Source organism: Dokdonia pacifica (assembly GCF_900188275.1).
Lineage (GTDB): Bacteria > Bacteroidota > Bacteroidia > Flavobacteriales > Flavobacteriaceae > Dokdonia > Dokdonia pacifica.
On sequence record NZ_FZNY01000004.1, the window covers coordinates 477,023 to 496,524 of the forward strand.

The window sequence follows — 19,502 nt, forward strand, 5'->3', positions numbered from 1 at the left end:
GTATTAGGGTTTTACCTTTTTATAGTACTGATAGGAATTGTCTTGAAGTTATGACGATTTTAACACTAGCATATCTATATAATACAGTAATTTGATATAAAAAATAACTATGTACTCTAAGATTCGTTTTTTTATTGCATTCATTTTTGTTTTTCAAATAAACTGCCTACATGCTCAGAAAATTAATGGGATTAGCTTTGTCGCTTCAAGAGATAAGGCTACCAATGAACATGTAAAACCTGTTGTGGAAGTAGGAGCTAATTATGCTGCAGTCATGCCATTTGGGTTTATACGTGCTTTAGATAACCCAACTATAGTGTACAATACAGATCGGCAATGGTATGGTGAACGTCGAGAAGGGGCTAAAGACTATATAAAATTATTGCAGTCTAATGGGATTAAGGTGATGTTAAAGCCTCAATTATGGATCTGGAGAGGCGAGTATACTGGATACCTCAAAATGGAAACAGAAGAAAATTGGAAGGCATTAGAAACTTCTTATGAGGCGTTTATTTTAGATTATGCAAAACTGGCACAAGAAACGGGAACATCTATTTTTTCTATAGGAACAGAGTTAGAACAATTTGTTGCAAATCGGCCAGCATTTTGGGAATCCCTTATCAAAAAAATAAAAGCAGTTTATAAAGGGAAACTTACCTATGCTTCCAATTGGGATGAGTACAAACGTGTTCCTTTTTGGGATCAAATGGATTATGTAGGTGTAGATGCCTATTTTCCTCTTTCAGAAATGCAAACTCCTTCTGTAAAAAGTGTGATAGATGGATGGCGATGGTGGAAAGGAGAGCTATCTGCTTTTTCAAAATTGCATGGTAAAAAAATCTTATTTACAGAATGGGGATATCGTAGTGTAGATTTTACAGCTAAAGAACCATGGACTTCAGATCATTCTGTAACTACTGTAAATCTAGAGGCACAAGCAAATACAACCAAGGCTACTTTTGATGCTTTATGGGGAGAAGATTGGTTTGCAGGCGGATTTATATGGAAGTGGTTTATTCATCATTCAAGATCTGGGGGAAGTGATAATAATAGATTTACACCTCAAAATAAACCTGCTGAAGCAGTAATAAAAGAATATTATGATAAAAACTGATTTCTTATGGGTTTGTTTTTTAGTATTGCTAATGTCATGTAATAGTGATAATGAGACGATTGCTGGACAAGATGATGATGGCTCATTAGCTACTTTGGTGGCTCAAAATACTATAGAAATAGATAATGTGATTGCCTGTGCTTCAGGTTCTGAAAATCCAAATGAAATTATTGCGTATGTATATCCTAGGCCGGGCGCTTCAGATATACGTTATTTTGAAACGGAAACCGTTACAGTAGATAAAAATGATTATCAAAATTACACTCAAGTACTTCTTCCTGAGGGTGATTTTTTTAATGGATATCTCAAAACTTTTACACAACAAACGGCTGTTGAGAAATGGGTGATTATAAGCTTTCGCGAAAGCGGAATACTGCACCTTTCCAATCCTATACGATTAAAACATCAAACGCAGAATACTCATTTTACCGATATGGTATCTATTGATCAATCCCAGACAGGAATGCCTCTTTTTAATTGGGAACCTTTAGTACAGCCTCAAGATGCTATTTATTTTCAAGTAGTATCTGATGCTTCTAATGAATTACTTTCTGGAACATACACCTTTGAACCTCAATTTAGATATTACCAATTAGAGAATGTGGTGCTTAATATCACAGAAGAAACACCGCCAGAATTAATAAGTCAAACTCCATATGGTTATACCGTGATGGGCGTAAGTGAAGATAATTGGGTTAATACATTGTTACAGGCAGAATTTGTTTTGGAGGATTAATAATTAGGGAATAAAATAAAAGTAGATTTTGTTTTAATATTCTGTAATTATCCTAAACATATCCCGTCTAAATTTCCTGAACCTCGAAAAAAAAATTGCTATGAAAAAAACCATCATTTTGTTGGTTTTAATGGTGACTTCTTTTGCCTTTTCGCAAGAAGTGATTGTTACAAAAATTGAGATAGAAGGACTTAAAAGAACGAAAGAATCTTTTTTAAGAAGATTAGTTAAAGTCAAACCTGGAAGTGTATATGATTCCTTAAAAGTTGCTACCGATGTAGAACGCCTTAATAGGCTTGCGGGTATTGCAAATGCTACTTCAAAAATCACCGAAAATTCTGATACAGATTACACCATTACGTATACGATTGTAGAGAATTTTACAATTATTCCTGGGATACGTGTATCACAAGCTAATAATGATGAAGATGTTGCTTTTAGGATTTCGGCATTTGAGTTTAATCTCTTTGGCCGAGGACAAATTTTAGGAGGTTTTTACTCTAGAGATGTTTTTGATTCTTATGGAGTGTTTTGGGAAGCACCTTTTTTGTTTACTAATAAGCTAGGTGTAGGAATTAACTATCAGGATAATGTAACTTTTGAGCCTATTTTTACTGATTCTAAAGATACTTCGGAAGATTTTAGATTTCAAAATAGAGCTTTTCAAGCTAGCTTGATTTATGAATATGATTTTCATAATAGATTTGAACTAGGCTTTACCATAGGAAGTCAAGATTATGTAGTGCAACCTGACCAACCTGATCTAGATCTTCCTGATGAGTTGCAAGCAAATAGTGTAGGAGTGATTAGTGAATATGAGTATAATGACTTAGATATAGAATATCAATATGTATCGGGTTTTAGAAATCAAACAAATGCTCAATATATTTTTAACTCTGGAAGTGAAGAATTTTTAGAAGATGCTTTTGTAGGGACCAATGATCTGGAGTACTTTCACAGGATAGGTGAACGAGGAAATCTTGCCAATAGACTGCGCTTGTCATTTACTTCAAATAGAGATTCGCCTTTTGCACCTTTTGCACTAGATAATCAAGTAAACATTCGAGGCGTAGGAAATACTGTAGATAGGGGAACAGCTTCTGTTGTTATTAATACAGAATACAGGCATACTTTATTGGAAAAAGGCTGGTTTGTGATTCAGAGTAATGCATTTATAGATGCTGGGACTTGGCGTACACCTGGAAATGATATTAATCAATTATTTGATGGAAGTACGATTCGTGTAAACCCAGGGTTAGGAGTGCGCTTTATACATAAACGTATTTTTAATGCAGTGATCCGATTAGATTATGGATTTGGGTTAGGAGAAAATGAAACCAGTGGTCTTGTTTTTGGAATCGGGCAATTTTTTTGATAGAAACTATATAATAATACTAACTTTAAGGTTTATATTACTGATTCTACTTTACGCTAAAAAATAATGTACAAAAAAGCACTACTATTTTTCTTTCTGATAGCTTTGTTTACAAAAGGCTATGGACAAGAATCTTATATAGCAGATGTAAAAGTGCAAGGTAATAAGCGCCTTAAAAGTTCTTTCGTACGTTTAATAAGCGATGCAAAGACGGGACGTAAATTAGACTCTACAGTATTAGATCATGATATTATTAGATTAAAACGTCTTCCAGCAGTTTCACATGCCTATTATCAGGTTTTTTATTCGCAGGATAATCATTACAATGTTTTTTATAATATAGAAGAAAACTTTACCATTAATCCTCAGCTTAATGTGTATACAACAAACGATGATGAGTTTGCATATAGAGCTGGTCTTTACGAGTTTAATACCTTAGGTAGAAATATTGCTTTTGGAGGGTTTTATCAAAGAGATATTTTTGACTCTTTTGGAATCAATTTAAGGGCTCCATTTGTGTTTAATAATAAAATTGGAATCGCTTTAAATTTTCAAAGTCTAACAACGCAAGAACCTGTGTTTTTAGAAGAAGGAACTGCAGAGTATAAGTATAATAATACCTCTTTTGAAGTTTTAGGATTGTATGCTTTTAATTTCAGACACCGTATAGAATCTGGTGTTACTTTTTTTACTGAAGATTATGAGTATTTATTTGGCGCAACAAGTGAAGCGGTTCCGCAAGAGCTTGTTGTAGATAAATTACTTTTTAAAGGGGTGTATGAGTTTGATAATTTAGATTATTATTATCAATATACGGGTGGTTTTAAGAGTACGTTTAATATTCAGTATGTTATTGCAAGTAATGAGACCTTACCTGATTTTTTAATATGGTGGAATGATTTTCAATATTTCATGAGAGTAGGGGATAAAGGTAATTGGGCAAATAGGTTACGTATTGGTTTGGCTACCAATGCAGATTCTCCTTTTGCTCCCTTTTCAGTAGATAATAATTTGAATGTGCGAGGCGTAGGAAATACTATTGATCGTGGTACTGGAGTTATTGTTTTAAATACAGAATACCGATACACCTTTGTAGATAAGTCTTGGTTTGTAGTGCAAGGAAATGCATTTGTAGATGCAGGAAGCTGGCGTAATCCAGGAGGTGATTTAAGTGATTTTGGGGATGATCAAAATTTACGTGTGTATCCAGGAATTGGGATGCGATTTATACATAAGAAGATATTTAATGCTACCTTTAGAGTGGATTATGGGTATGGTATAACTCCTAGTGCAACTAGTGGTTTTGTGTTTGGAATCGGTCAATACTTTTAACTAAATAACAATGATGAAAAATAGCATTAAAATTGGATTTCTTTTACTAATAATTCAAATAGGGATGGTTGTAAACGCACAAACAGCATTTGAACAAAATGCAATCAGTATAGGGGTCGTGGTTTCTGATTTAGAAGCATCTACTACGTTTTATAAAGATGTAGTGGGAATGCTAGAAGTTCCTGGTTTTAATGTGACAAGTGAAGTCGCAAAGAAAACAGGTCTTACAGGCGGATTGCCTCTACAAGTAACTGTATTGAAATTAGAGGACAGTCCTACAGCTACAGAATGGAAGTTAATGAGTTTCAAAAAAGAAGCAACACATCCTAAACAACAATATATTCAAGATGATACAGGGATGCAGTATATTACTATCTTCCCTAAAGATATGAAACAAGCGATGGCACGTATCAAGAAATATAATGTCCCTACTTTGGGTGAAACGCCTACAAAACTCCCTAATGGGAAAACATTTATCTTGATACAAGATCCAGATGGAACATTTATAGAATTGATAGGAGATTTATAAGCTGTTGTCTATTTTGATATAAAAAAGCTCTCGAATGATTATTCGAGAGCTTTTTTATTGGTGACACCAAAAGGGGTTGATACTCCGAGGCTACCCTCGAAATTAAAATTCAGTTCCATGTAAATGCCTTCCGGACTTTCCCCGTGGTAGTTTGCTTAGCTGTATATGAAATTTACTTTTGAATAAATACAGAACGATCTACATTTCCAAACTGAATGTTTTCCCAAGTTGTAATTGCGGGAATGGTACCAATAATCTCACCATCCCAATTAGATTTTATATAATTTCTTCGCGTAGGAATTTTAATCCCATCTATAGTTTCGTAATCAAATCGCATAAGGTTAGGCTCTGTAACTCCAAATGCTGTGATCGTAAACAAGAATTGATCAATCAGTTTTGTTTCTTTATTGATATATAATACATAGGTATCTTGAGCATCTCCTACTTTTTCTCCAAACGTAATTTTAACGATGTTATACGTCTTACCATTCATTGTTTTAGTACCTGTAAATTCTTGATTCACACCGTCATCTAAAAGTTTAAAAAACATGGTAAACCAATAGTAATTTGTTTTACGTAAGAAGCGAGCAAAGCCTAGGGCTTCTTCACTAGTTGTTTTTTGACCATCTATGTTTACCCAAAAATTTGTGCCATCATAACCTTCGGTAACGGCTCCACCTTTTGGGGCGGTCATGGTGTGTGTTGTAAAATTGGCGCGAGATAATTCTCCGTCAAAATGATACATCTCTTTTCCTACAAAATGAAGTCCTGAATTTGGATCGTTATACTCATAATCATAGGATACGCTTCCTTTATTATAAAAATTTGTTTTTCCTCCCATAGCTTCCATCGTTTCTGCTAAGAGTTGTTTTGCATCTTGCGCATACGTAGTGCTTACTATAATGCTTAGTAGTAAAATAAAAAGATTCTTTTTCATGATGTTGTTTTTATGTTTGATATTATTTTGATTCTAGATATTTGTAAATAGCGGTAAAGTCTAAATCTCCTAAACCGTTTTGTGTTGCTTTTGCATAGAGCTCTTTTGTTACATTTAAACTAGGAGTAGCTACACCAACTTCGTACGCAGAAATACTAGAGAGGTGCAAATCTTTATGTAGCCATTTTAGGGGGAAGTTTGCCTCGTAGTTTTGTTGTTCTAATTTAGGTCTTACGGCCTGTATAACAGGAGCGACTACAGGTGTAGCAGTCAAAACATTCAATAGAAGTTCTTCTTGAAGTCCCATTGCTTTTCCCATGGTAAGCGCCTCGGCAACAGCTGCCATTTGCTGTCCTAGTAATTGATTGATCAGCATTTTCATAGCGGCTCCTTTTCCAATAGTACCCAGGTGTATTGTTTTTTTGCCCATACAATCCAAAAGCGGTTTTGCTTGTGCCAGATCTTGTGAATCTCCTCCTACCAAAAACAGCAATTCTCCAGCTTCAGCAGGACCTTTAGTTCCAGCTACAGGAGCATCTAAATAACGTATGTTATGCTTTCGCGAAAGCGTACCCATCATTTCTGTAAATGAGGGGTTAATGGTGCTCGTATTGATCCAAAGCGCATTGTCTTTAAATGATGACAGTATGGGTGTGATAGTATTCTCAACCACTTCTGGAGTAGATAGCATGGTGATTAGAATATCGCTTTTCATGACTACATCTTTAGGGCTAGAAGCCCATAATGCACCGTTTTCTATAAGCGCTGTTGCTTTTTCTTTTGTGCGATTATAAATAATGAGATCACAACCTGCTTTTTGAAGATTGCGAGCCATACGACTTCCCATAATTCCTAATCCGATAAATCCTATTTTTTTATTCATGATTTTTGTTTTATGAGAACAAATTTCTATCAAAATGGAAGCGTTAAATTTCCAAATACATCAAAAATGGTGATTTCTAGTCAAAAATCATATGAGTGTATTTTTTCTATTCTGAATTTGATATTGTTTGGGAGAAGTGCCAAATAATTTATGAAAAGCTTTGATAAAATGTGATACATTTTCGTAGCCTACTCGATAGGCAATATCCGTCACAGAATCTGATGTTGTACGTAATAATTTGGACGCTTCTTGCATACGTTTTTCAATAAGCCATTTTTTAGGAGACATATGAAATGTAGATTTAAAGTCCCTTTGAAATGTAGAAAGACTTCTTCCAGTGAGATATGCATAATCAACAATATCTAATGGTTTTTCAAAATTTTGAAGCATGAATTTTTTGATATGTAAACGCTCTCTGTTTTTTAATGCAAAAAGATGTTGTACAAAAGCATCTCCCTTTTCAGAAATACTAATAAGATGTAATAGCTCTAATAGTTTTGGTTTGGTAAATTGATGCGTGCTTTTGCCTCTGTATAAAGCTAGTAGAGTGTCTGTGAATAGACGTAAATTCTCATCGTAATCTATTAAGAATGTACATGTTGTATGCTGTGACTTGCTTATCTCAAAACTGTTTAAAAACTCATCTGTAATTTCTTGATCAAAGAAAAAGACAATAGCCTCAAAGCATTGATCCACTGGAATAATATCAGTTATGGCATACAATCCTTTTGGTAATAACACCATTTGGTTTTTGTGGATTTTGGTGAATTCCCCACTATGTTTTTCTATTTGCAGTCCTCCTTGCAGAACAAGCGTAAGCGCATGAGAAGCTAAATAGCGTTGGTTTTGTATATCTGATGCTGTCACTTTTTTATGAATGACAGCAGAATTTCCATCTATTAAAATTTTTTCAATAGCTGGATTCAAATAAAAAGCGTGTGGTACTACTTTCATAGGCAAAAGGTGTTTCTGTATATGGAAACACAAGACAAGATTATAATTTTAAAATCATATAATCTTGTCTCTTTTCTTAAAAGTAGTGATTTCTGGTCAACAATTACTTTTTTATAAATGTTAAGCTTCCTTTCAATGTAAAATCATCTGCAATAACATTTTCTTTTAAGCTTTTAAATATAGATGGAGAATTATAATTTACACCATACGTAGTGCGATCCATTTTATGGTTAAAAGCAATTGAGATCATTCCTTCTCTTATAGTTACTGTGGCTTTTACTTGCTCTTTGTTTTGAGTGTCTTTTATGGTCATATAACCATTTAAAATACAAGTGCCAGATGAAATAGCTGCTGGTTCAGAAAGCGTGAATTTTGCTATTTTGTATTTTTTGACGTGAAAGAAATCCTTATCTCTTAAATGTCCAGACAGTTGTTTATTTTCTTGATATAAACTTGTCATATCTACAATAATTTCAAGAGCGGTAATGGTATTGCTTTCACAGGTAATTATTGCCTTTTGGATTTGTAAAGTTCCTTCAGGTGCATAACCGCCTACAGCGGCTTTTCCACCCCAAGTAAGGGTGCTGCTATTGTCTGTGATGGTATAGGTTTCCTGGCTAAATAGTAGCGTAGAGATACTTAAAAATAAAATTGAGATATATGTTTTCATAATTAATTGTTTAAAATATTATTTGTTGTGTGAATGGTATTATAACCGCAAACAGTTTCTCCATTTGCTGTTTTGCCTATAAAGTACCACATGGCCCAACCTGCATATGGATTTTTATCTGTACGCCAATTATCTGTCCAGGTGTAGGGCTCTCCTTGGAGTAATTGTTGTTTTTTAGTACCGAAAGTTTTATCAAGCTCTTTAAGAGGATATGATTTTCGAAGATTCCATTTACCATCATAAAATAAATAAGCGCCGTACTCTATGATCGTAATAGCACTTTCTTTACATAAAATGGAAGTCGCATGCTTCCAGTAATAACGATCTTTTATTTGTACAGGATCATTTTCTTTAGGGAAGTTGACAACAGTTATCGCTTGTCGAATATCTTTTAGTTTTTCTGGTAATGGTTCTTTTCCTGTGGGACCTGTCCAATCTCTTTGGCTACATGCCGAGAGCGTTATAAGCATAAAACAGATAGTGAGATATGTTTTCATCTTTTGTGTTTTTTATTGGTTGACACAAAGATGCTATATGAAAGGATGCTAGTCGTCTCAATTCTGGGAATGACACTTTTAAAAGGTGTCAATTTGAAAATTGAGCCTTTTAAGTGTTTGCCTTTAAGTGCGTTGGAGATTTTCCGGTAATTTTCTTAACCGCTCTATTAAAAGATGCTTTTGAATTAAAACCAGCATCATAGGCAATAGAAAGTAAGGTGTATTTATTGCTTTTAGGGTCTTGGAGTACTCGTTTTACTTCTTCTATTCGAAGCTCATTGATGTAATCGGTAAACTTTTTTTGTAGAATGTTGTTTAAAGATTTGGTCACGAGGTATGGTTTCTGGTTTAGCTTTCGCGAAAGCGTACTCAACGTTAATTCTGGATCTTTATATAAAGATTCTTCTTCCATGAGTTTCTGTATGGATGCTGCAATGTCTTCTAGTTGTCTTTGCTCTTTGGTAGATAGCTTCTGGATGGGTTTTACTGCGGCATCTTTACGTCTGGAAAATCCTTCTATTCCTAACCAATAGGTGATGATTGCCATTCCTATAAAAACAGGGTGTCCATAAAATAAATTACTAGCAAAATTGAAGAAAAAGTAATCTATAAGAATCCCTATGATGTATACAATAGCAAATATTTTGATCACGATTACAACGCGCTTAATCCATTGTAGCTTTCCTGCTATACGTTCATAATTTGTAAGTTCAGAAAGGTGAGAAAGTATTTTTTGAGATTTGCTTGTATAATAGATGAGAAGCGCACTTGAAATAACGTACATGGTTGGATAAAGCATCCAAGCCATATATCCATAATAACCAAGCCAAGAAAGACTTTCTCTGGTTCCATCCCAATAGAAGTTTTGAGATTTTATAAAGAAACTCCAAATGATTTCAATAACAACGGGAAGGAAATGAATGTAATCTTTTCGCTTTAAGCGAAAATCAGGATTGACATAACTCTTCACAAAGAAAAAGAGGAGTGTACCGTATATCCAATTATACTCTAAGAGTACTTGATACCAAAAATCATATCGGCCATATCCAAATATCTTACTTGTTTCTACTAATAATCGATAAGAAAAAAAGAAAAGAATAGCTGCGAGAAATCTATTGGCATAAAAATGCATGCCTTTTTTTTGAGATAGAATACTTCCATATACAATCCCTTGAAAAGCACCTACAGATAATAAGACAATGAGGATATACTCTATAGATTTCACTCCTCTAAGATAAAAAAGTGTCGTTAAGAAACAATTTTCTTTTTATAGTACTCATGCAATTCTTCGGCAGAAGCGCCTAACCATTTTTTTACATAAATGGCCCAGAAATGGTATTGTAGTTTCCAAATACCATTGTTTTTATAACGTCTAGAGGAAGTTGTTATTTTTTTATTGATCACCACAAACTCTTTGCGAGCGTATAGTTTATTAATGAGGTCATTATCTTCATAAATAATAAAACGTTCATCATATCCGCCTAGTTCTTCAAATAAATCTTTAGTGATAAACTGACTTTGATCACCTCCTCTACAAGCTCTCCATGAGAATTGGGTGAGCCAGCTAGCGAGACGTAACCACCAGTGATTACTATCAAAGCGCATTCTAAAACATCCTGCGTGATTCCCTTTTGAAACTTCAAGTATGATATTTTGATCGTAGTTTTTTGGAGGGAAACTATCGGCGTGTAAAAAATATAAAATAGGCCCTTTTGCAATAGCAGCGCCTGCATTCATTTGTTTAGCTCTGCCTTTGGAAGCAGTAGTTACCTGAATGTTATTGATGTTGTTTTGAGTAGCATAATTTTGGATGATACTCAGTGTTTTGTCATCACTACCCCCATCTACAATAATAATTTCTACGGGCGTACGAGCATCTTTATTACTTGATAGATGCTCTAAAAGCCGAGAGATATTCTCGGCTTCATTGAGTGTGGGTATTATTATTGAAATTTTGGGAGTTCCCAAATATGTTTATTTATTAAGCGACCAATTATAATCTTTATATTTCCTCTTTGCCTTTGCATTAATTGGCGTATCCGAGTACTTATTTAAAAAGTCTATAACCGATCCATCTGTTTTAAAATCTTTTGCAAACCAATTAAAAATTTCTGAGATTTCAATACTATTAGCCGTAATAGTATTACGTTTTTCATCATTTACAAAACGTCTTGCTAATATGTCTAATTGCTTATCTACTTTTTGAGCAGTAAATGCTTCATTTAATAGAGGCGGACACGAGAAGGAAGCACAGTTAATTCCAAAATGAATTCGGGCATCTCCCATTTTACGTAATATCTTATGTTCAATTTCATTAAGATTATAGTATTTTTCGCCTAGTTTCCAGAAACGTTGTCCCCAAGGGTCTTTAATATCTTTAATACTAGCCAATGGATAGTTGCGAAGTATAAGATCTATAGTCATTGCATTATATGCATTCATCCAAAAGGCAAGCTTATCTTCTTTTGACCATGCATCGGTAGGCATGTTTTCGCTTAATGCTTTTATATAATTTCTTAAAGAACTCCAGTTTCTTTTAAAACCATCATAATCTACATTTCCTTGCTCAGATACATATTTTGAAATTAAGTCATCGTAGCTAGTATGATCAAAAGCTTCTAGGATGTTTTTTACAGGCACTTCAGCTTCTCCCATTTTTTCTTCATTGGGTTGTATATCTGTATTAGGTACAATTAATGTTTCCTCTTTCTTTGGAGCTTCCATCATGTCTTTTTCTACTTCAGGAGCTTCACGTTCTATAACAGTTTTGGTTTCTGTTTTTACTTCTTCTTTAACTACGTTTTCTTTAACAGTAACTGTTTGTTTTGTTTGCTCTGTGGCAGCTATTCTTTTACTTCCGCCACAGGCAGTTAGGATGCCAGTGATAAGTGTTAATGCTATTAGGTAATATTTCATTTGTTTGATTTTATGGGGTATATTATACCAATACTTCCTTTTTGAACTTATTCTATTTTCATTCTAGTAGTCCAAAATTTAAGCCATACTTTACATATTGAGTTATTTATTTTTCCATAAGTGTTTTGATAGGAAAGGAAACCAAGCAGTTATTGAACTATTCACGAAACGAATTCAAAGTTTATTTTGAGTTTCGGTTTTTATAAATACATAATAAACTGCATAGGAATTGTAATGGTATTTAAACACCTATATCTATTTTATTTAGAGCTTGATTTAAATTCATGTGCTGCGATGCCACAAGTGATGGAATATAAGAGACGAAGGATAGAAAAATTTATTAAAAAACAACTTTAACTGTAGAATATGGAAAATTCAAATTATAAAGGAATTACACCAATGGTCCTATTTATGTGCGATTTGCTTCGCTGGCAAATCACACATAAATTAGGATTAGGTTATCATCCAGAGCAGATGAAGTTTTCATCCATACAGATTATTGAGCATGTAGTGCAACTTCTTACAAAACGACTACTATAAACAGTAGGACCTTTGCAAGTGCAATAAGAATTACCAGAAGAAATGGAATCTTCCCCTATACCACCTTGAATAGCTTTTTGTTGGGCTTTATCTAAAACTGAACCCAAGCTTGAAATTTTTTTTAACATAATATAAAATTTTATAGTCAATAATAGGATTGTTCAAAAAATAACAGAAATGTTACCCTTGTCACCTAAAGAAATAGTAATTAGTAGATAATCTTAAAAAAAATATAAGAAAAAAGATAAATAAAAATTATTAGTAAGAGAAGATGCACAAAAACAAAATAAATGACCATAACAACATTTGTCAAGGGTTTATCCTTTTTTAATTTTATTTCTTGGGTGCGTAAAATTTTTTTCATAATCAATCCTGTAAATACAAATGAAATTATGATACATATAACCCAAAGAATTCCTTTCATGTTAATAAGACTGAGTAAAATTGAAATAGTTACAAATCCATGAATACTGTAAAAAAAAGTGATAAAACCAGATAGCCAACTTAACTCAGACAGAATCCATCTATTAATATCTGCTTAAATAGATGCAGGAAAGCTGATGTTTAACGTCACAAAAGTGAATCTTATCACTCCGTAAATATAAAAACAACTTTAAATACTGTGGTTAATTATTAACAAATACATCTTTAAAAAGTGAATATTCAGCTGACATATAGCATACATAAATAATTGCAATGGATATTATAATTATGATACCCCATTTTAGGACAAAAAAGAATATGTCTATTAATCGTTTTGTAAAAGGTTTCATAAATGATAAGTCAATAAACCAAGTGTAAATTTACAAATCAATTAATACTATAGTTATGGCATTAAGAAACTTTAATAATTGGTTTGAAGCATACAGGAAACTTCTAAAAGATAAAGAAAGTTGGAGTCATTCAACCTTTGGACACCTAAGATCAAAAAACATTTAAGGAAACATATTTTGATGAAGGTTTAACCGTGGAGCAATCTTATCAAGAGGTGCTGTATGCTTCAATTTAACAGTACTAATCTGATGTACCACAAATATTAAGACAAATACTTACACTAGAAGCGCAGAAGCTACCACCATTACAATTACATCGGAACATTCCAGAAGGGCACCAATTAGGACAAAAAGCACCAACACCCCCTCCATTAATAGAGGACTCCTCATTTTTACTTAGAGTTTGACCGAGATTTGAAAGTTTTTTTAACATAATAAAAAATTTAAAGATTAATAATGATAAAACATAGAAAATATGAAAACAATATTCAAGTGCTATTTCAAAAGCGCAAGTGAATAATGTAAAAGTGTAAGTACTATTTTAATTAGCTAAGAATTAACTAATAATGGTAGTTTTCGTATTAGAAATACAAGTTTCTGTTTTTTATTTCAGGCAAAAAACACCCAATAAAAAAGGATAGCTCAACAGCTATCCTTTTTACTATTCTGATTAAAATGCGTATTAGCAACATCCACCTCCATCATAATGGAATGTAGACTCGCTAATAAAAATATCATTACGTCCTAAATCGGCAATGGCTTGTGCTGTTTTATCACAAATCGCTAACGGCTGATTCTTTAAAAGCACATGTCCTTTTTTGTCATCAAAGTACTCTTCACTTCCGTAATAAATAGCAGCCTTTCCTGTAAAGATACAAGGACCATCTGCTGGCATAGGATCTTTAATCGCTGCAATCTCTATAGACTCTATATAGATTAATTCATCGGTAGGATAATCACCAGGATTTAAGATACGGTATGGTTTACGAGCTCTTATCTCAATCGTTCCAAAACCTACATCTGTCAATGCTTTTACATATTCGGCTATAGGAAGGCTTCCACTTAAGCAAAGTGCACGTAACCTGTCATCATTACGCAACTCTTCATTCATAGGTTGCTCACAGGTAGGATCACTCATCACCAAACGACCATGCGGTTTTAAAACGCGGTACATCTCTTCTATAGCTTTCTTTAAATCTTCTGCTTTAAAGATGTTAAAAAGGCAGTTTTGAGCAGCCACATCAATAGTATTATCTTCCACAGGTAAGTTAAGTGCATCTCCTTTTTTAAGATCTACAAATTCGCTTTTAAACCAAGGATTTAATTCTTCTGCTTCTTTAAAATTAACACGAGATGCTTCAAGCATTTCATCTACAACATCTACACCTACAACACCTCCTTTGTTTCGGTTAAAATATGCAAACTGTAAAAGTTCCATACCACCACCTACACCAACATATAACATCTTTGGTTCATTGGTGAGATCTCTTGCATTTACGGTACTACCACATCCATAGTTCATTTCTTGCATGATTCTAGGTATTTTTAATCCTGGTAGTTCCCAAATAGGATTTGTAGTACAACATAATCCTACATCTGGTGTTAAAGCCGCTTCTTTATATACATCTACTGTGGCATCTAAATAACTCATATTTCTGTCTGTTTTATTATAAAATGGTAAGGGGTTTTGTATAACTAGACTCCTTAGTCGTATTAATTTCTTTTTATATAGTTTTTATTAATTCTGTAAATAAGGTGATCATATTAGGCTCTGCTTTTGCTGCCATCGCTATAATCTCTGGAATATCTACAGGTGCTAAATTATCAGGATCACACTCATCTGTTAATACAGAAATAGCACTTACAGGAAGCTTTAAATGATTGGCAACAATAATTTCTGGTACAGTACTCATTCCTACTGCATCAGCGCCAATAAGCTTAATGTATCTGTATTCTGCTCTAGTTTCTAATTGTGGTCCAACTACAGAGGCATACACTCCTTTATGTAAATGAATTCCATGCGTAGTAGCTATTTTTTCTAGAGAAGCATTCATCGTTGCATTATAGGGAGCGCTCATATCTGTAAACCGTTCTCCCAGTTTTTCTACACCTTTAAAAGCAAGAGGAGATCCACCTTGTAAATTGATGTGGTCATCAATAAGCATAAGTTCTCCTTTTTTAAAGTTGAGGTTTACAGCGCCTGCAGCATTAGAGACTAATAGTTTTTGAATACCTAATGCATGCATAATGCGTACAGGAAATGTCACATCTGTAAGGGAATACCCTTCATACAAATGAAAACGCCCTTGCATGACAATCACTTTCTTTCCTACTAATGTTCCATAAATTAACTTCCCCGTATGAAACTCAACTGTCGCGGTAGGAAAATTAGGGATGTGATTATAACTCACTTCTTTGATGATCGTTATTTTATCTAGAAGTTGTCCTAGTCCAGTTCCTAGAATAATTCCAATTTCTGGATTGTCAAATCCTTTGTTTTTAAGGTAGTCTGTAGTCTCTTGAATGATTTTTATCATAGTTGTTAGTTACTGAATGATCAGTTTTTTTGTTGTTTTTTGATCCCCTGATGAAATGGTCATGATATAGATTCCAGCTTTTAAAGAGGGTACATATATGGTTTGATTGGTAATATTTTGTTGTGTATGAACTTGCTTTCCTAGAACATCATAAATTACCATATCGTTATTTTGTGTGGTAAGTCCTGATATGGAAAATTGATCTTTCATAGGATTTGGAGAAATATCCATGCTATCAAATACATTTGCATCTACAGCAAGTGTTGAGCAATCTGCACCTTCATTATCCCCTAATGTAGCACGTCCCCATAAAACATCAGCTTGCACGCATTGTATAATGATATATGTGAAATCTCCAAGGTTTACACTATCTGGAACATCAAAAGTTTTCATTCCGGTAATTGGATCATTCATATCTTGACCTCCATTATCATCTTGTAGAGGTTCTGTCGTTACTTCTAGTTCGGTTCCTCCTTGATCAAGGCGTTCGGTAGTTGATAGGAATACACGTAATTCTATTCCTTGTACTGTTGCAAAATCATCTGCAAAGATTACTTGTTTGCTTCCGTCGGTTTCAAATTGTAAAAATGCAGTACCTTCTACTGGATAATCTTGAGGATCATCTACAGCAGCAAGTGCTCCTTCTCTAAAGCATTGTGCTTGTGTAATAGTTGAGATTAAAATAAATGCAATAAGTACGATTGTTGTTTTTTTCATGGCTGTAGTTTTAATTGATTTATATAGTTAGTAAACTCTGGATAAGGTTGTAAATCTTCCGCAAAGTCTATGTCATTTAATTCTTCTAATGTATGGACTGTATATGATGAAAGGTCTTTTAAAGTGCTTTCAAGCACCGTGTCGCCTCCCCATTCTTTATGTTTAAAAACGTCGGAAACAAGGGTGCTCATCCCTAATAAATAATAGCCTCCATCTTTTGCAGGACCAATAACAGCATCATGTGTAGATAATGCATGAAAAGCCTCTTCTATGTGATGCGGTTGTAAATCATAAAGATCACTTCCTATAATCACTACTTTTTTATAATTATCTGAAAATGCATCAGAAAATGCTTCTTCCATACGTTGTCCTAAGTCATCTCCTTGCTGTTGGAATTTCTCAAAAAGAGATTCTTCCCAGATGTCATTTGTTCGCACTTTTACAGAATAACCCACTCTTTTTGTGCAGTTATTTTGAACAACTACATCATGTGTGTGTTGTAATAGCTGCTTATAAATAGTGAGTGCGTTTTCTTGTCCAACCCCTTTTGCTAGGCGTGTTTTTACTTTACCCAGCTCAGGATTTCGAGTGAATATAAGAAGAATGTTATCTGTGTTTTGTATGCTCACTATTTATATACTTTAATACCTGTTTGTAAATATTTTCCCCATTCTTTGCTATACACATGTACGCTATCTGTGGGTCTTTTTTGTTGATTCACGATTGTATACCCTTTGTCTTTCCAAGAGAAAATACTTCCGTAGAGGTTAAACACATTCGTGTAACCTAGTTTTTGAAGGCTTTCTCCAAAGTTTTCAGAACGCACTCCTATAGAACAGTAGACTACAATGGGTTGCGATTTGTCTGGGTACGCTTTCGCGAAAGCGTATACATCTAATTTCTCATTACTCCATATAGCATTTGGGATATGACTCACCAAAAACTCTTCTTTTTTACGGGTATCTAAAATCAAATAGGCATCTTTATTTTTGTGTAGTTTTTCTACCGAAATATAGGGCACCGTTTGATCATTGTAGTTTTTTAATACAACATCTATATCCATAGGTTCTTGAGCCCATGTAGGTGCTGTAATAAAAAATAAAATGATAACTATTAATTTCATGTTTGATCTAAATACTTCTGAGTGAATTACAACATGTATGTGTACTGTTGCATTGCTATCCATTATGATGGATTGATTTTATGCTAGATGTAGCATAAATTATAGAAGATGAGGAGAAGGAGAACCTTTATTCAATATGTTATTAAGAATAAAGGAGTGTATGAAATTTTGAATGTCTTTACGTGCATTTGTTGTTGTAGTAACGATAGCTTGTAAAGTTTGCTTAAGTACACTGTTTGTTAACTTTGGCTCTTTTTGAAGCATCTTTTCAATATCAAATACAGTATCAATATCGGTTAATGCTTGCAGTATGATTATATTTTCATTTTCTGATGTTAAACTAAGTAGTTTGTCAGAAAGTGAATTTGTTTGCCAAGGTAATTCTATAAATTGCGCTGGATCAAATTTTGATTTGTGTAATCCTATAAGATAGAAACCTCCATCTTTTGAAGGGCCTAAAATAAATTTATGTGATTCTAATTTTTGAGCCGCTTCTACAATGTGATGTACTTGTAAATTGGGAGTGTCATTTCCTATCGTTATGACATTATCATACCCTTTGTCATAAATGGATTGTATGGCATTTGTTAAGCGTTCTCCAAAGGTATTCCCTGTTTGTTCTTCTTCAGTAATTCTGAAGTAGGGGAGGTTGCTTTTTTGTACGGTAGCAATGGTATGATTATTTAACTGCGTAAATAAGTGCGCTGCATTTTTAAACGGTTTATTGGCCGCTTCTTTTTGAGCAGATTGTGCAAATATTAATATGGCAGTTTTTTCTGTTTTCACTATACTTAAGCTACTGTTCCTTGACAACTACTACCTGCACCAGCAGTGCATCCATAGCAATGTTGTGAGATGACAATATCGCGATTATTTAGAACTTCTTCGTTATACTCAGAAATATGTTTGATTTTTGAATTGACTTTAAGGCCAAGCATTTGGTTAAAATCACAGTCGTAAAGCCATCCATCCCAACTTATAGAAATGGTATTGGTACACATCACATTAGCCACTGCCATTGGATTATAGGCCTCTACCAATTGGTACATATAATCCTCATAGTTTTCTGATGCGATTAGGTAATCTAAGAATCTAGCAATAGGGAGATTGGTAATGGCAAAAAGATTATGGAATTGAATACCAAAATCTTCCATTAATGCTTTTTTGAAATCCTTCTCCATACTGGCTTGATCTCCAGGTAAAAATGCTCCTGATGGGTTGTATACAAGATCCAATCGTAAATCACTATCAGGCATTCCATAACCTACAGCATTTAATTCTTGTAAGGCTTTGATAGATTTGTCAAAAACACCATCACCACGTTGTTTATCTGTTTTTCCTTTAGTCCAGTGTGGCATAGAAGAGATGACATGTACATTGTGTTTTTTGAAAAACTCAGGTAAGTCATAGTACTTTTTATTAGCTCTTATAATGGTAAGATTACTACGTACAATAAAATCTTTAATTCCAGCTTTACTTGCTTCTTCTACAAAGCGTCTAAAATGCGGATTCATTTCTGGTGCTCCTCCTGTAAGGTCTAATGTATGTGCACCTGTATTGCGTATCACATCTAAACATAACTCCATCGTTTCCCAAGTCATAATTTCTTTACGATCAGGACCTGCATCTACATGGCAGTGATCGCATACTTGATTACACATATATCCTACATTAATTTGTAGAATTTCTAGTTTTCGAGGACGCAATGGAAACTGATTTGTTTCTTTTATTTTTTTTGCAAATGTGGGTAATTCTCCATTTTGGAAAATACCATTAGAGAGTATTTCCAACTGGCGATTTGCATCTGCCAGTTCGTTTTCGCTCTTTTTAAGTGATTTTGTTGCTCCCATATATATTGCCTGTAAGGCG

At 33.9% G+C, this 19,502-nt stretch carries 22 protein-coding genes; 6 read left to right on the plus strand and 16 right to left on the minus strand.

The window, feature by feature from the left end; genetic code table 11:
* The first annotated feature begins 109 nt into the window (after positions 1 to 109).
* From CHB80_RS14465 to CHB80_RS14485, 5 genes are all read left to right on the plus strand, one after another.
* Positions 110 to 1,114 (plus strand): glycoside hydrolase family 113, encoded by a 1,005-nt coding sequence (locus tag CHB80_RS14465; protein WP_089372200.1) that lies wholly within the window; start codon positions 110 to 112, stop codon positions 1,112 to 1,114.
* Positions 1,101 to 1,850, plus strand: a complete 750-nt coding sequence (locus CHB80_RS14470) for a hypothetical protein (RefSeq protein WP_089372201.1) — start codon at positions 1,101 to 1,103, stop codon at positions 1,848 to 1,850. The genes CHB80_RS14465 and CHB80_RS14470 overlap by 14 nt, the downstream gene beginning before the upstream one ends.
* 100 nt (positions 1,851 to 1,950) lie before the next feature.
* Positions 1,951 to 3,225: a POTRA domain-containing protein gene (locus tag CHB80_RS14475; protein WP_089372202.1), complete on the plus strand. Its 1,275-nt coding sequence runs from the start codon at positions 1,951 to 1,953 to the stop codon at positions 3,223 to 3,225.
* Positions 3,226 to 3,291: 66 nt separating this feature from the next.
* Positions 3,292 to 4,557 carry a BamA/TamA family outer membrane protein gene (locus CHB80_RS14480; protein ID WP_089372203.1) on the plus strand — a complete coding sequence of 422 codons (1,266 nt, stop codon included), beginning with the start codon at positions 3,292 to 3,294 and terminating at the stop codon, positions 4,555 to 4,557.
* Positions 4,558 to 4,567: 10 nt separating this feature from the next.
* Positions 4,568 to 5,086 carry a VOC family protein gene (locus CHB80_RS14485; protein WP_218823092.1) on the plus strand — a complete coding sequence of 173 codons (519 nt, stop codon included), beginning with the start codon at positions 4,568 to 4,570 and terminating at the stop codon, positions 5,084 to 5,086.
* A gap of 172 nt (positions 5,087 to 5,258) precedes the next feature.
* Here CHB80_RS14485 and CHB80_RS14490 read toward each other — a convergent pair whose 3' ends face one another.
* From CHB80_RS14490 to CHB80_RS14525, 8 genes are all read right to left on the minus strand, one after another.
* Positions 5,259 to 6,023, minus strand: coding sequence for a DUF6503 family protein (locus CHB80_RS14490; RefSeq protein WP_089372204.1), 765 nt, complete (start codon positions 6,021 to 6,023; stop codon positions 5,259 to 5,261).
* Positions 6,024 to 6,045: 22 nt separating this feature from the next.
* Entirely contained in the window at positions 6,046 to 6,906 is an 861-nt protein-coding gene (locus CHB80_RS14495; protein WP_089372205.1) for an NAD(P)-dependent oxidoreductase, read from the minus strand.
* An 87-nt stretch (positions 6,907 to 6,993) separates the two neighbouring features.
* On the minus strand, positions 6,994 to 7,860 hold the full coding sequence (locus tag CHB80_RS14500; RefSeq protein ID WP_089372206.1) for a helix-turn-helix transcriptional regulator: 867 nt from the start codon (positions 7,858 to 7,860) through the stop codon (positions 6,994 to 6,996).
* 103 nt (positions 7,861 to 7,963) lie between these two features.
* On the minus strand, positions 7,964 to 8,530 hold the full coding sequence (locus tag CHB80_RS14505; RefSeq protein WP_089372207.1) for a YceI family protein: 567 nt from the start codon (positions 8,528 to 8,530) through the stop codon (positions 7,964 to 7,966).
* 2 nt (positions 8,531 to 8,532) lie between these two features.
* A complete protein-coding gene (locus tag CHB80_RS14510) occupies positions 8,533 to 9,027 on the minus strand; it encodes a hypothetical protein (RefSeq protein ID WP_089372208.1) in 495 nt (164 codons plus the stop codon).
* A gap of 109 nt (positions 9,028 to 9,136) precedes the next feature.
* On the minus strand, positions 9,137 to 10,252 hold the full coding sequence (locus tag CHB80_RS14515; RefSeq protein ID WP_089372209.1) for a helix-turn-helix domain-containing protein: 1,116 nt from the start codon (positions 10,250 to 10,252) through the stop codon (positions 9,137 to 9,139).
* A gap of 23 nt (positions 10,253 to 10,275) precedes the next feature.
* Positions 10,276 to 10,995: a TIGR04283 family arsenosugar biosynthesis glycosyltransferase gene (locus CHB80_RS14520; RefSeq protein ID WP_089372210.1), complete on the minus strand. Its 720-nt coding sequence runs from the start codon at positions 10,993 to 10,995 to the stop codon at positions 10,276 to 10,278.
* Between the two features lie 6 nt (positions 10,996 to 11,001).
* On the minus strand, positions 11,002 to 11,943 hold the full coding sequence (locus CHB80_RS14525) for a DUF547 domain-containing protein (RefSeq protein WP_229746958.1): 942 nt from the start codon (positions 11,941 to 11,943) through the stop codon (positions 11,002 to 11,004).
* A 366-nt stretch (positions 11,944 to 12,309) separates the two neighbouring features.
* Between CHB80_RS14525 and CHB80_RS24685 the strand changes: the two genes are divergently transcribed.
* Positions 12,310 to 12,483, plus strand: a complete 174-nt coding sequence (locus CHB80_RS24685; protein ID WP_179218176.1) for a hypothetical protein — start codon at positions 12,310 to 12,312, stop codon at positions 12,481 to 12,483.
* A gap of 1,014 nt (positions 12,484 to 13,497) precedes the next feature.
* On the opposite strand, the gene CHB80_RS24410 is transcribed toward CHB80_RS24685, so the two are convergent.
* The 8 genes from CHB80_RS24410 to arsS form a co-directional block, all read right to left on the minus strand.
* On the minus strand, positions 13,498 to 13,689 hold the full coding sequence (locus CHB80_RS24410) for a hypothetical protein (RefSeq protein ID WP_143337147.1): 192 nt from the start codon (positions 13,687 to 13,689) through the stop codon (positions 13,498 to 13,500).
* 249 nt (positions 13,690 to 13,938) lie between these two features.
* Complete coding sequence (gene arsM, locus CHB80_RS14530) at positions 13,939 to 14,907, minus strand: arsenosugar biosynthesis arsenite methyltransferase ArsM (RefSeq protein WP_089372211.1); 969 nt, start codon at positions 14,905 to 14,907, stop codon at positions 13,939 to 13,941.
* A gap of 73 nt (positions 14,908 to 14,980) precedes the next feature.
* Complete coding sequence (locus tag CHB80_RS14535) at positions 14,981 to 15,793, minus strand: purine-nucleoside phosphorylase (protein WP_089372212.1); 813 nt, start codon at positions 15,791 to 15,793, stop codon at positions 14,981 to 14,983.
* A 9-nt stretch (positions 15,794 to 15,802) separates the two neighbouring features.
* Complete coding sequence (locus CHB80_RS14540; RefSeq protein ID WP_089372213.1) at positions 15,803 to 16,510, minus strand: T9SS type A sorting domain-containing protein; 708 nt, start codon at positions 16,508 to 16,510, stop codon at positions 15,803 to 15,805.
* Positions 16,507 to 17,139 (minus strand): TIGR04282 family arsenosugar biosynthesis glycosyltransferase, encoded by a 633-nt coding sequence (locus CHB80_RS14545; RefSeq protein ID WP_179218177.1) that lies wholly within the window; start codon positions 17,137 to 17,139, stop codon positions 16,507 to 16,509. Before CHB80_RS14545 ends, CHB80_RS14540 begins: the two co-directional genes overlap by 4 nt.
* On the minus strand, positions 17,139 to 17,633 hold the full coding sequence (locus CHB80_RS14550; protein WP_089372260.1) for a rhodanese-like domain-containing protein: 495 nt from the start codon (positions 17,631 to 17,633) through the stop codon (positions 17,139 to 17,141). Before CHB80_RS14550 ends, CHB80_RS14545 begins: the two co-directional genes overlap by 1 nt.
* A 99-nt stretch (positions 17,634 to 17,732) precedes the next feature.
* Positions 17,733 to 18,419: a TIGR04282 family arsenosugar biosynthesis glycosyltransferase gene (locus CHB80_RS14555; protein WP_179218178.1), complete on the minus strand. Its 687-nt coding sequence runs from the start codon at positions 18,417 to 18,419 to the stop codon at positions 17,733 to 17,735.
* Between the two features lie 5 nt (positions 18,420 to 18,424).
* Entirely contained in the window at positions 18,425 to 19,483 is a 1,059-nt protein-coding gene (gene arsS / locus CHB80_RS14560) for an arsenosugar biosynthesis radical SAM (seleno)protein ArsS (RefSeq protein WP_089372215.1), read from the minus strand.
* Positions 19,484 to 19,502: the final 19 nt, after the last annotated feature.